This window comes from Indiicoccus explosivorum, assembly GCF_002167005.1.
Taxonomy (GTDB): Bacteria; Bacillota; Bacilli; order Bacillales_A; family Planococcaceae; genus Indiicoccus; species Indiicoccus explosivorum.
In genome coordinates this window covers 1-13,280 of sequence record NZ_NHTN01000066.1, presented here as the reverse complement: position 1 = coordinate 13,280, position 13,280 = coordinate 1, and the positions used below count along the sequence as shown (strand labels likewise).

10 protein-coding genes and 1 riboswitch are annotated in these 13,280 nt (G+C 55.3%); of the genes, 4 read left to right on the top strand and 6 right to left on the bottom strand.

Annotation, left to right across the window (positions count from 1 at the left end; translation table 11 throughout):
- A partial coding sequence (locus tag CCE92_RS14790) for a coiled-coil domain-containing protein (protein WP_206601406.1) occupies window positions 1-304 on the bottom strand: 304 nt, incomplete at its 3' end.
- Window positions 305-397: 93 nt separating this feature from the next.
- Between CCE92_RS14790 and CCE92_RS14785 the strand changes: the two genes are divergently transcribed.
- A complete protein-coding gene (locus tag CCE92_RS14785; RefSeq protein ID WP_088009299.1) occupies window positions 398-1,012 on the top strand; it encodes a sterol desaturase family protein in 615 nt (204 codons plus the stop codon).
- Between the two features lie 91 nt (window positions 1,013-1,103).
- Here CCE92_RS14785 and CCE92_RS14780 read toward each other — a convergent pair whose 3' ends face one another.
- Genes CCE92_RS14780 through CCE92_RS14765 form a run of 4 tightly spaced genes read right to left on the bottom strand, consistent with a single transcriptional unit; the run spans window position 1,104 to window position 5,804 of the window.
- Window positions 1,104-2,216, bottom strand: a complete 1,113-nt coding sequence (locus CCE92_RS14780; RefSeq protein ID WP_088009297.1) for a glycosyltransferase family 2 protein — start codon at window positions 2,214-2,216, stop codon at window positions 1,104-1,106.
- A gap of 16 nt (window positions 2,217-2,232) precedes the next feature.
- Window positions 2,233-3,762, bottom strand: a complete 1,530-nt coding sequence (locus CCE92_RS14775) for a phytoene desaturase family protein (protein WP_088009295.1) — start codon at window positions 3,760-3,762, stop codon at window positions 2,233-2,235.
- Between the two features lies 1 nt (window position 3,763).
- A complete protein-coding gene (locus CCE92_RS14770; RefSeq protein ID WP_088009293.1) occupies window positions 3,764-4,258 on the bottom strand; it encodes a glycosyl-4,4'-diaponeurosporenoate acyltransferase CrtO family protein in 495 nt (164 codons plus the stop codon).
- Between the two features lie 46 nt (window positions 4,259-4,304).
- Entirely contained in the window at window positions 4,305-5,804 is a 1,500-nt protein-coding gene (locus tag CCE92_RS14765) for a phytoene desaturase family protein (RefSeq protein WP_088009303.1), read from the bottom strand.
- 361 nt (window positions 5,805-6,165) lie between these two features.
- Between CCE92_RS14765 and CCE92_RS14760 the strand changes: the two genes are divergently transcribed.
- The gene (locus CCE92_RS14760; RefSeq protein WP_241536072.1) at window positions 6,166-6,993 is read left to right on the top strand and encodes an alpha/beta hydrolase; all 828 of its coding nucleotides are present in this window, start codon (window positions 6,166-6,168) and stop codon (window positions 6,991-6,993) included.
- Between the two features lie 110 nt (window positions 6,994-7,103).
- On the opposite strand, the gene CCE92_RS14755 is transcribed toward CCE92_RS14760, so the two are convergent.
- A complete protein-coding gene (locus CCE92_RS14755; protein WP_088009301.1) occupies window positions 7,104-8,564 on the bottom strand; it encodes a protein adenylyltransferase SelO in 1,461 nt (486 codons plus the stop codon).
- 288 nt (window positions 8,565-8,852) lie between these two features.
- A riboswitch (cyclic di-GMP riboswitch) is annotated at window positions 8,853-8,935 on the top strand.
- Between the two features lie 29 nt (window positions 8,936-8,964).
- Between CCE92_RS14755 and CCE92_RS14750 the strand changes: the two genes are divergently transcribed.
- A complete protein-coding gene (locus CCE92_RS14750) occupies window positions 8,965-10,905 on the top strand; it encodes a PxKF domain-containing protein (RefSeq protein ID WP_088009289.1) in 1,941 nt (646 codons plus the stop codon).
- Between the two features lie 155 nt (window positions 10,906-11,060).
- Window positions 11,061-12,992 (top strand): S9 family peptidase, encoded by a 1,932-nt coding sequence (locus CCE92_RS14745; protein ID WP_088009287.1) that lies wholly within the window; start codon window positions 11,061-11,063, stop codon window positions 12,990-12,992.
- Window positions 12,993-13,280: the final 288 nt, after the last annotated feature.

The window sequence follows — 13,280 nt, the reverse complement described above, 5'->3', positions numbered from 1 at the left end:
GCGGAAGGCGTCGACGATCTCCCGGAAGAATAAAAAAGCTGTTCTGGCAGAGCCGCAAAGGAAGGAGTTTGCTCCTCTCTTTGCGGTTTTTTGGGGTTGTCTCGGGCTCGAGGGTGCTTATCTCGGTCTCGAACCCCTTTATCTCGGTCTCGAACCCCTTTATCTCGGGCTTGATGCCCTTTATCTCGGTCTCGAACCCGCTTATCTCGGGCTTGATGCCGCTTATCTCGGTCTTGAGGCGGCTTATCTCGGTCTTGAGGCGGCTTATCTCGGTCTCCCCAATCCTTATCTCGTTCTCCCGCAAAAAATCCCCAGACTCCCGCTTTTTTCTATCGTATTAATTTTCAGAAACCTTTATAATGAGAAGACCACTCGATCTCAAAAAGGAGTCCTGACCATGCGCGCTTACTACAAGGAGTTCTTTCTGTTCCGGGATGTCACCGTCATGTGTGTGCTGCTTGTGCCGCTGCTCCTTTTCACACTGTACCATGCCCTTGCCTGGCAGATTTGGCTGTCGTTTGCAGTCGGGATGGCCGCTTATGCGCTGAGTGAGTATGTGGTCCACCGTTTCCTGTTCCACATGAAAACGCCGAAAGATCCTTTCCTGCTGAAAATGATCAAGCGCCTGCACTTCGACCACCACTCAGATCCCGATGATTTGCATCTTTTATTCCTCCCGCTGTGGTTCAGCCTGCCGAATTTCCTGGTCTCGTCCGCTATTTTCCTGGTGATTACAGACAGTCTGGTTTGGACTGCCGCTTTCCTGTCGGGGATCATGACGTACTTCCTTTATTACGAATGGACGCATTACGTCGCACATAAACCGATTTTGCCGCGCACTGAAGTCGGCCGGCGAATAAAAAAAGCGCACCTGTGGCACCACTTCAAAAATGAAAACTACTGGTATGGCGTAACGCACACCTCCATCGATAAGACGCTGGGGACGTACCGCGACCAGAAACAAGTGGAAAAAAGCGCCACAGCGCGGAATCTTGAAAAGCGCGGCCGCTGATGCTGCCGCCAGGGCGGCCGAAATACGCCCATAACGAAAGCCCTCCGCTGCTGGAGGGCTTTTCAGTATGCTGATGACGGTTTTTTTCTGGTCAAACGTCGATCTTCCGGCCCCTCCAGTTCACCGAGTGCAGGACATTCACGCGGAACAAGGAATACATGAAGATGATGGTGAAAAACAAGAACAGGATCGGGTAAAACAAAAAGATGAACCAGGGAAAGTTGCCGCATCTGCGGGCGTACCAGCCGGTCTGGATGGCGTACAGCAAATACAGCAGCCCGCTGACGGCTATGGCGCCGGCATTCCCGGATGCAAGCGAGGAAATAAAGGAAATCGCACTGATGAAACTGCCGGAAATCCAGACGATGGTCATCGCCATGACGAGCGGATTCGTGGACTTCGAACCGAGGGCGAAGCTTTTGCACCAGCCGTCCACCAAACTTCTCATCCCTTCCGGGTACATCCGGAAAGATAGGATCCCCTTCCCGCCCAGACAGCGGACCGGAAGATTCTCCCCGAGAAACGCTTCCCCGAGCGCAATATCATCCATGAGGGCCCCTTCGATTTTCTGATGGCCGCCCGTCTGGAAGTAGTCGTCTTTATTGCACAAAATGCACGGGCCGAACGAACCGGCCGGCCGGAGACGGTCTCCGCGGACGGTGAACACATTCATGCCGACGATGACGATGATGTTGAATACGGCGGACAAATTCTCGTACAGGTTGCGGACCGTGTGATAGGGCTGCAGGGAAAGGATGCCCCTCGCGCCTTGGCCGCTGTAGAAAAGCAATAATTTTTCAATGGCATCTGCGTTCGCGAAGTACGTATCGGCATCCAAAAACAGCAGCCATTCGCCTTTCGCTTCGTTCGCACCGAACCAGCATGCCGAAGACTTGCCGGCTCCCTTTCCCTGTGATTTATTCCGGAGCACGGTTGCACCGAACGATTCGGCGACTTCAGGTGTGCCGTCGGACGAATCGTCGTCGACCACAAGGACTTCGAAAGATCTGTACCGCTGTTCCGCCAGCGATTGCAATAAAGGCGGGATGCGGATGCTTTCGTTCCGCGCGGGAATGATGACGGACAGGAATGGAAGGTCGGCACGGCCGCGGGCTTCGGGTTTCGGCAATGACCAGAACATGAAGACACCGGTCAGGACGGCAAAAAATCCGATCGATACATTAATGATGTCTGCAGCAGTCATCGGAACCCTCCTTGTCTTAGTCGGCAGTCTTCCGCAATTCCGCTCCGCCTCGGTCATCGAGCATGAGTTCCTGCGCGGCGATCTTGGCGGACAGAAGGACGATCGGCACACCGGCGCCCGGATGCGTGCTGCTTCCTGTAAAATACAAGTTCGAGCAGTGGGTCGCCTTGCTCTGCGGGCGGAGATGGTTGCTTTGGGACAGTGTCGGCTGCAACCCGAACGTCGCGCCGTTATACGCGTTGAATTTCGTCTCGAAGTCCAGGGGCGTCATGTGCGTTTCGGCGACGATTTCATCTTCGGCAAACTCGAATCCCGGAATCTTCTTCAGCGCGTCCAGAATATAGCCGCGGTAATACGCAACGGTCTCCTCATCCCATTCATACTCTGCTGCCGCGACGTTGGACACCGGCATGAGGATGTACAGCCCGTCTTTTCCTTCAGGAGCTAATGAAGGATCGATTTTCGACGCGATGTACACATAAAATGAAGCATCCGTCAGTTTCTTCCCCGAGAAAATGTCTTCCAGATTTTTATCCAATTTTTCATTAAAAATGAAGTTATGGACATGTTCGATCTCGGTGAACTTCCGGTCCATCCCCAAATACAAGAGGAAACAGGAGCAGGTGTAATCCATTTTGTCGATTTTTTTGTCCGTGAACTTCCCTTTCGCTTCGGGCGATTTGACCAGGTTTTTCATGGCATAAGGAAAATCGGCGTTGCACACGACATAATCCGCTGGCACTTCCCGGTCCTCCACCCGGATCCCAACCGCTTTCTTGTCATCGATACGGATTTCCTGCACATCCTGGCCGTAAAAAATTTCGCCGCCCAGTTCGCGGAAGAGTTTTTCCATCGAGGTGGCCATCGTGTACATCCCGCCTTTGATGAACCAGACGCCATATAAAAACTGAAGCATCGGAATCATCGTGTAGAACGACGGGCTCTTATACGGGGAAATGCCTATGTACAGTGTCTGGAAGCTGATGATCTGCTTCAGGCGTTCGTTTTCGATGTACCGGCCGATGAACCGGTCGGCCGTATCCAGCACTTTCATTTTCCTGCCTTTTTTCAGCATGGACACGTTGTAGAAATCGCGGCGTCTGCGGAACGGCCGCTGCAGCACGTCTTCTTTGGCGAACTTGAACAGCTTGTGCACTTCGTGGAGGTATTGGAAAAAGCCGCCGACGTCCGGTTCATGGATTTCTTCGATGGTTTTCGTCAGCCGCGGGAGATCGGAAGACATGTCGATCGGCTCATCCGGCCGGTCACTGAAATAAGCCCGGTACATCGGGTCCAGTTTCTCCATCGGAATGTAGTCGTCGGGGTCGCGGCCACACAGCCGGAACAATTCCTGATACACGTCCGGCATCATGACGATGCTCGGGCCGAGGTCGAACTTGTAGCCGCCGACTTCCACACGGTTCATTTTCCCGCCGGGTGTCGCTTCCTTTTCATACAGCGCCACCTGGTATCCGGCATGCTGGAGCCGGATGGCGCTTGCAAGTCCTGCGACTCCCGCGCCGATGACAATCACTTTCTTCTTCACGCTATCTCCTCCTTTCACTGGCGATGATGGCTGTGAGCCGGCCGCGGTTGTAGCGCTGGGCGATAATGATCGGGAAATTGAACAGCACCGCATACGCCACCATCGCCCAGCCTGCCCAGAACGGGTTCCACAGAAAAAACAGCGGTGCGGGGAGTATGGAAAGCCAGTGCGTCAGTTCCGCCCGTTTCGTTTCCGCCGCGAATCTCTTCAGCTCCTCCAGTTGTTTGCCGGGAAGCCGCTTTTTACTGTAACCCCGCTTCAGGAAAATGGTCCCGTCGATGATCCGGCCTTTCCAGTACTTCACCTTGAACAACCGCTGCCACAGTGCCCCCGATCGCTCCCAAGGATAAATGCGGGACCAGGCGTGTTCTTTCAGGAAAAACGACAGAGGCAGTCTCATGCAGATGAACGAAATGGATAAATGGAAGAACGTCCATGCGGCGGCATCGATGGCGACCACCCAAACCGCAGGCAACGTGACAACCGGCAGCGGCATGGAATCTCCCCTTCCGTCAGTTATTCTTCCGAACGGCCGTTTCCCTTCATCCGTCCTGGCCTGTATCCCGCTGGACAATTTTCTGTCCGACCTGCTGGCCGCTCAGCGTCACCATCGGCATCCCGCCGCCCGGGTTCACCGTCCCGCCGACAAAGTACAGGTTGTCATAGCGTTCACTTTGTTTCGGGTGCTTGAACCCTTTATTTTTCGAGCGGTCCGACAGCGTCCCGTAAATCGCTCCCCGGTCGGAGCCGTACACCCGCTGAATGTCCTCTGGGGTCCAGACGTCCTGCGTCACGATGTGGTCGCGCAATCCGTCCAGTCCCATCCGTTCCAGCTTGTTCAGGACATTCTCCGCAAACCGGTCATATTCTTCCCGGGTGAACGGCTCATCCTGCACGTACGGAATGTGCGGGAGCACTTTCAAGTTCTCATGACCCGGCGGTGCCGTCGTCGGATCGGTTTTATTCGGATTCACCAAATAAATGACCGGATCATCCGGCAGTTTGTGCTTATGGAAAATCGTATTCATCTGCTTTTTCATGTCTTCCGCGAAGAAAAAGTTATGATGGCCGAGCTGCGGGTAACTTTTTTTGACGCCCAAGTGCATCACGAGCCCGGAGCTGGCGGGTTCGAACTTCTTTTTCAGCTTTTTGACGTAGCCTTTCTTTTCATCCAAAAGCTGTTCGTACAGCGGAATGACTTCCATGTTGGAAACATAGTAATCAGCGGCGACTTTCGCGCCGTCATCCAGCAAGGCGCCGGTGATGTTGCCTTTCTCTTTATAGAGGCGGGTGACGCCGACTCCCGTATGGATGTTGACGCCGACCTCCTCGGCCAGTTTCACGAGCGCATCGGCGAGCCGGTTCATGCCGCCGGGCACATACCAGACGCCCTGGTCGTGCTGCATATAAATCATCATGTTCAGAACAGCGGGCGCGTCATACGGGGAAGAACCGACGTACTTGATGAAATAGGACAGCATGTCCTTCAGCTGCGGATTGCTGATCCGCTTGTCGATGGCACTATGTACGGTCGAAAAAAGATCGAAATTCTTGAGAGCGTTGATTGCGCCATGGTAGCGCGTAAGTTCTTCCGCGCTGTCCAGCCCGTGCGCGAAGTACCCTTTCTCGGTCATGTCGTACAGCTTTTTGGAGTACTTCAGCAAATCGGCATACTCACGCATATCCCGCCGGCTCAGCGACGGATTTTTCGCCGCCATTTCATTGAGGTCCTGGTACAGGTCGATGATGTTCCCGTCCGGAAAAAATGAGCGCCACTGATGATCCAGCCGGATGATCGGCACGTAATCTTCCATCCGCTTGCCGCTGTCGGCGAACAGCTTCGCGAAGATTTTCGGCATCGTGAGGATGGACGGGCCGAGGTCGAAACCGAACCCGTCCTGCTCCAGCCGGTTCAGTTTGCCGCCGATGTGGCGGTTCTTTTCGAATAACGACACTTTGTATCCCCGCTGGGCGAGCGAGATTGCGGCGGATATGCCGCCGAGTCCTCCCCCGATTACTAAAACCCGTTTTTGTCCTGTCAATTTCACCAGCACCTTCCGATAGTTTTCATGCCAAAATGAAAGCGGCTTCCTTCCTTGTTATCTTTCCCATACCCTCATCCAGCCGGTTCAATCCTTGCCGCGTCCTCCTCTTCCGTGAAAAGAAACACAGCGCGCAACACCCTTCCCAATCATTGTACATACCATGTACAACTTTGTACAATGAAGAAACGGTACATTTCAAGTCCAAGGATTATGAAAGTTGACGTTTCTTGGGCTGAATGGATAGAATAATTAAAAAAAAAGCGAGGTTCTTATGTTTACTACTCCGATTGCAAAGTTACTGCGGCTGTTGTCCGGCGACGAAAGCAAAGATCCGCTGATCCCGCCGGAGCCTGTGAAAATGAGAAAAGATTTCTTGGTGGATACGTCCATCCACCCCGCCTCCCTTTCTTTTTATTACCCGGACGGGGCGGAACAGGAATCGCTTCCTGTATACATCAATTTCCACGGCGGGGCATTCATCATGAACAGCAAGGAAATGGATGACCCGTTCTGCCGGTACTTGGCGAACCGCGCGGGATGCGCCGTCCTCAACATCGGTTATGCAAAAGCGCCGGAATTCCCTTTTCCGGACCCGATCATCCAGAGCTATGAAATCATTCAGTGGATGAAAGGGAGAGCGGAAGAGCTGAAGATCGACCCGGACCGAATCATGGTCGGCGGTCAAAGTTCAGGCGGGAATTTAGCGGCGGCCCTCTGCCTGTACCTGGAGGAAAAGGCGGAGAAACAGCCGCTTCTCCAAGCGCTGTCTTACCCGATGCTCGATTTCGTCACGCCGCATGCTGAGAAACCGGAACCGAAATGGCTCCGTGCCCGCTATCCCCAGTTTGCGAACTTTTTGAACATGTGCTACCTGCCGGACCAGAAGCAGGCCCGCAACCCGCTCGCTTCACCGGTCTGTGCGGATATCGACAGCGGTCTGGCCCCCGCTGTGCTCATCATCGCTGAACATGACGCGTTCAGGCCAGAAGGCGAGTTCTACGCCCGGAAACTGAAAGCCGCCGGCGTCAGCGTCCACGATGAACTGTTCGAAGGCTGTTACCACGCCTTCACACTCGAAGGGCCGAAAGACAAAGCTGAGGAAGCATGGGATCTCATCGCCCGGAAAGCGAGGGAAGCCATTGCGGATTCCAAAGCGGCGAATGAAACAGGCGCCGGACAGCACTGACGCGATGGCAGCTGAAAAGAAACAAAAAAAGGCGGGAGAGTAATTTAATTCCTCTTCCCGCCTTTTTTGTTTAGCAAGATTTCTTCGTTCCTGCCGCCCGGCACCGGACATCATGTGCCGCAGTACGTGCGGTACGGCCGGTCCGACGGCGGAGGCGGAGAAGCGTATGCGTCCTGCTCTTCGGTATACGCGTACGGGTCCCTCAGCACGGCGAGCAGCCGATTCAGGACCGTGAGATCGCCTTCGCCTGCGGCTTCCAGCGCTTCCTCCACGCGGTGGTTGCGCGGGATGACCGCCGGATTGCTGCGGCGCATCAATTCCGCCGCCTCTTCAGCACCCGCTTCCTGCCGGCCGAGCCGTTCCTGCCATCCGGCCTGCCACTCCTTGAAATCGTTCGATTCGAACAGGTCCGGTTTCCCGGCCCCAGCGGACGAAAGCGCCCGGAACGTGTTCGTGTAATCCGCCCCCTGCTCCCGCATCATCTTGAGAAGCGCATCGATCAGCGCTTCATCGCCGCTTTCTTTATTGAATAAACCCAGCTTCGCCCGCATGCCTTCCAGCATTTCCGACTGGAAGCGGCCGATGTAGGCCTCCAGTTCCGCCTGGCACAGCTTCGCCGCCTGTTCCGCATCCTCGTGGATGAGCGGCAGCAGCGCTTCCGCAAACCGGGCCAAATTCCAGCCGCCGATCGACGGCTGGTTGCCGTAGGCGTACCGGCCCTGGATATCGATCGAGCTGAAGACGGTCGCCGGGTCATACGCGTTCATGAACGCGCACGGTCCGTAATCGATCGTCTCGCCGCTGATGGTCATGTTGTCGGTATTCATGACGCCGTGGACAAAGCCGGCGAGCTGCCACTTGGCGATCAGCGCGGCTTGCCGCTGCGCCACATTCCGGAACAGCGCCAAATACGGATTGTCCGATTCCGCCGCTTCCGGGTAATGCCGGCCGATCGCATAATCGGCGAGCGCTTTCAGCGCATCCCGGTCTTCAAGTGCCGCCGCATACTGGAACGTGCCGACACGCAAATGGCTGGCAGCGGTCCGTGTCAGAACCGCGCCGGGCAGCGGCTCTTTCCGAAGCGTCACTTCCCCGGTCGCGACGACCGCCAGACTGCGCGTCGTCGGGATGCCGAGCGCGTGCATCGCTTCACTGATGATGTATTCGCGGAGCATCGGTCCGAGTGCCGCGCGTCCGTCGCCTCCACGGGAGTACGGAGTCCGCCCGGATCCTTTCAGCTGGACATCGACGCGCTCCCCGTCAGGCGTCACTTGTTCGCCGATCAGCATCGCCCGCCCGTCCCCGAGGTTCACAAAACTGCCGAACTGATGGCCGGCATAGGCTTGTGCGAGCGGCGCCGACCCTTCCGGCGATGCGTTGCCGGCCAGGACGGCCACCCCTTCTTCACGCTTCAGCATTTCCGGATCCAAGCCGAGCGATTCCGCCAGTTCGTCATTGAAAACAACAAGCTGCGGGGACCGGACCGGATTCGGCTCGACCCTTGAATAAAACCGGTCCGGAAGTTCGGTATAGCTGCTTTCCAAGCGCCATCCCGTTTTCTGTTTAACCATGATGATCATCCTCGAAATGTGACTTCTTTCTTTCATTCATTGTAACAAACATGGCCGGTTTTATCGGAAATCAAGGATTTACGGCAGACGAAAAGCCTAATTCATAAATAAAATAAATTTTAACCGATAATTTAATAGGTAATTTGAATCTTTTCTACTCTGTGGGTTTAAATATATAGAAAATTAGATAAAAATGTATTGCCTTTATTAGCCAAACTCTATACACTCTTCTCATCAGGGCATGGCATTCTTTCTTCATCGCGCCGGCTCGTAAGGAGCAGAACGTCCTGGTATGGGAAGCGTTGATGCACAGTCTACACGTGGACGCCTATGTCTGTGCGGAGCTAGTGGTGTAACCGGCCCTCTTATTTGCCATTAACCAATAAGAGGAGAATGAACGATGAAGAAAAGAAACATGCTGGAAAACGTACGCAATAAAGCGCTGATCACAGCAGCGGCCATCGCAGTATCCGGGCTCCTGCCGGCAGGCGCAGTATTCGCACAGGGCGAAATCGTAGCAGAAGTTGTCGCAGATCAGGCAGCGGCCATCACGGGAAAACCGGGTGAAACAGTTATCGTGCCGGTGGATATCCGCATCGCTCCGTTCGGAAAAGATAATTCGACCGCGGCTGTGACAGTCACCGCAAAATTCGAGGGCAACAGTGCCCAGCAAGTCAGCTTCGCCGCGAACGATTTCACCACGGTCCGCCGGGTGAATTTGGAATACACCATCCCGGCGACTGAAACAGCAGCTGAAGTGACTAAGCAAATCCTCCTGTCTTCTACAGACAGCAGCGGAAACGACAAAGTGGTCGATGATGTCGATGATTGGGTGACGATAAAAGTCGCCCGGCAGGCTGCCGATACGACAGCTCCGGTCGTTACAGCAATCCCGAGCCGGACTCCTGATGCTGGCGGCTGGTATAACAAAGACGTGTCCGTCTCCTTCTCTGCGGCTGACGAAGCCGGCGGATCCGGTGTCGACCAAGCTTCTGTAAGCGGACCGGTCACCATCACCGCAGAAGGCACCCACAGCGTGACCGGCACCGCGAAGGACCTTGCCGGCAATGAAGGGTCGGTCAGCACGGTCATCCGCCTGGACAAGACTGCTCCGTCCCTTACATCCGCCACGGATATTGAACCGAATACGGCGGGCTGGTACAAGGAAAACGTGACGGTATCATTCACAGGGACGGATGACTTATCAGGCATTGACAGTGTGAGCGGACCGATCTTCCTGACAGAAGGGGCAAGTCAGACTGCAGAAGGAACGGCCGCAGACAAAGCCGGCAACATTGCGTCTCTGAAAGTTGAAGGACTGAATATCGATACAACAGCGCCGGTTGTCAATGCTGTACCGGATCGGGAAGCGAACGCAAACGGATGGTATAACGATGATGTCGCCATCGAATTTACCGCTGCCGATAATCTCTCCGGCATCGCTTCTGTAACTGCTCCAATCCACCTGACTGAGGAGCGGATGCATACTGTCAGCGGTTCCGCGACTGATATCGCCGGCCATACAAGTTCCGGAAATTTCAATTTCAGCATCGACAAAACCGCTCCGACCATCGGATACAGTCTTTCCGGACAGCCCAATGGGAACGGCTGGTTCAACCAGAACATTACCGTTTCATTCAGCGCGGAGGACAGCCTTTCAGGCATCGCTTCTGTCAGTGATCCCATCACACTGACAGAGGGCGAGGATCAGGCTGTTTCCGGTTCCGCTGCAGACAAAGCCGATAACACGGCAACCGTTACGACCGCCAGCCTGAACGTTGATACAACAAATCCTGAAATCGCTGTTCCGGCCGACTTGGCCTTCACGCTGAATGAAACCGCTGCCTGGTCCGCTTCCGACGCCTTGTCCGGCCTTTCATCGGCAGCCGGCGGCACATTCGATACAAGCAAACCGGGAACGCATACAGTCACCGTGACAGCGGAGGACCAGGCCGGCAATTCGGTCGAAAAAGAAGTCACCTATACGGTCTCTTACAGCTTTGGCGGTGTCCTGGACCCGATCAGCACTGAGAGCACAAGTATCTTCAAGTCAGGCAGAACTGTGCCGGTGAAGTTTCAGCTCCAGGACGTTAACGGCGCTTACGTGACAAATGCTGTCGCATCCATCCGGATCGTGAAAACGAGCAATAGTGTGATGGGTGAAGAAGTCGATGCCGTCTCGACGAGTGCCGCCACGAGCGGCAACCTGTTCAGATACGACCCGACGGACAATCAGTATATTTTCAACCTCAGCACAAAAGGGCTGTCTTCAGGCACGTACAGTCTCGTCATTTATTTGAATGACGGGACAAAGCAAGTCGTGAATATCGGTATCAAGTAATCCTGTCCCTCTCAGGGCGGCTCCGGCCGCCCTTTTTTCGTTGTCTTTTCCTGTTATAGGACACTGTAATATCCGCGCCCCTCCGTCGTCAGACAATTCCGTTTTCCGTATGGTACACTTGGTTTAATTCGAATAAAAGAGGAGGAACCCTGCAGATGAGCGATAAGACAACCGCGCCCTACGGCAGCTGGAAGTCCCCCATCTCCACCGATTTGATCGTACAAGGTACGACGCCGCTCGTCAGCGCCGATTTTGATGGTCAGGACCTGTACTGGATCGAGTCACGCCCGAACGAAGGCGGCCGCAGCACGGTCATCCGGCTCGGACAGGACGGCACAAAGACCGAACTGACCCCTTCCCCTTACAATGCGCGGACGCGTGTGCATGAATACGGCGGCCGGTCCTGCTGTTTCCACGAAGGAGCCTTGTATTTCTCGAACTTCGAGGACAACTTCCTTTATGTCCGGACAGCGGACGGCGAATTCGAGCGCATCACCGCAGAGAGCGCCCACCGCTATGCCGATCCGACGGTGGATTCGGGGCGCGGCCGGATCTATTGGGTGCGCGAAGATCATACAGAATCCGACATCTTTGCGGAGACGGCGATCGTCGCCATGGATCTTGATGGCGGCAACGAGCGGATCGCCGTCTCCGGCAACGATTTCTACTCCAGCCCCCGCATCAGCCCGGACGGACGGCAGCTTGCCTACCTCACGTGGAACCATCCGAACATGCCGTGGGACGGGACCGAACTGTGGGTTGCCGATTTGAATGACGACGGTTCGGTCTCGAATGCCCGGCTCGCTGCAGGCGGCCCCGGCGAATCCATCACACAGCCGGTCTGGTCGCCGGACGGCATACTTTATTTCGCATCCGACCGTTCGAACTGGTGGAACCTCATGCGAATAAAAGACGGTGCAGCGGAAACGGTTTATGTGAAAGAGGCAGAATTCGCATCACCCGGCTGGCTGTTCGGCATCTCGGATTATGACTTCATCGATGAGTCCATGATCATCTGCACCTATACGGAAAAAGGCGTGAAACACCTGGCCAAAATCGATACGGCAGCCGGGACGCTGATCCCCATGGAGACGGACTACACATTCTTTTCCTCCGTCCATTCCAACGGCACCGACGTCTGTTTTATTGCGGCATCGCCGACCGAATTTCCGCGCGTCGTCCGGATGAATCAAAAAGGACAGCTCGCGGTCATCAAGGCATCAGCCGAACTCGCGGTGAGCGAATCCTACATCTCGCAGCCCGAGCTGATCGAGTATCCGACAGAAGGCGGCAAGACCGCGCATGCCATCTACTACCCGCCGAAGAACCCGGATTACGGGGCGCCGGCTGATGAAAAGCCGCCGCTCCTCGTGCATGTCCACGGCGGGCCGACCAGCATGACCTCAGCTGTGCTCAATCTCGTGAACCAATACTGGACGAGCCGCGGCTTTGCGGTCGTTGATGTTAACTACGGCGGATCTGCCGGATATGGCCGCGAGTATCGCGAGCGTCTCAAAGGCAACTGGGGCATCGTCGATGTGCAGGACAGCGCAAACGCCGTACGTCACCTCATCGACCGGGGTGAAGTCGACGGCAGCCGCGTCGCCATCGCGGGCGGTTCCGCCGGCGGTTACACGACGCTGGCATCGCTCGTGTTCACCGATGTGTACAGCGCGGGCGCCAGCCATTTCGGGCTGAGCGAACTGGAAGTGTTCGTGAAGGACACCCACAAATTCGAATCGAAGTATTTGCACGGCCTCGTCGGTCCATACCCGGAAGCGAAGGCGACGTACGCCGAACGTTCACCGATCAACTTCACCGATCAGCTGTCGTGCCCCGTCATCTTTTTCCAGGGGGAAGACGACAAGATCGTGCTGCCGAACCAGGCGGAGTTGATGGTGGGTGCACTGAAAGAGAAAGGCTTGCCTGTGGCATACGAACTGTTCGAAGGGGAAGGCCACGGCTTCCGCAAATCGGAGAACATCAAGCGGTCGATCGACGGCGAATTCTATTTTTATAGTCGGATCTTCGGTTTTGAGCCGGCTGAAGAGATTGAACCGGTGGAGATACTGAATTTGGAAAAGTAAGATGGTCGTTGAGTCCCCCGCGCAGCAGCTGCGAGGGGGGATTTTATATGGAGTTAATGAGAGAGGGCGACTGCATGGATGGGATTTCGATTCTAGAGGGCTGCATTTCGACTCTAGGATGGCGGATTTCGACTCTAGGATGGCGCATTTCGACTCTAGGATGGCGCATTTCGACTCTGCAGCCCCCTATTTCGACTCTGCAGCGCCCTATTTCGACTCTGCAGCGCGCTATTTCGACTCTGGAAGGCTCTATTTCGACTCTGCAGCGTCCTATTTCGACTCTGCAGC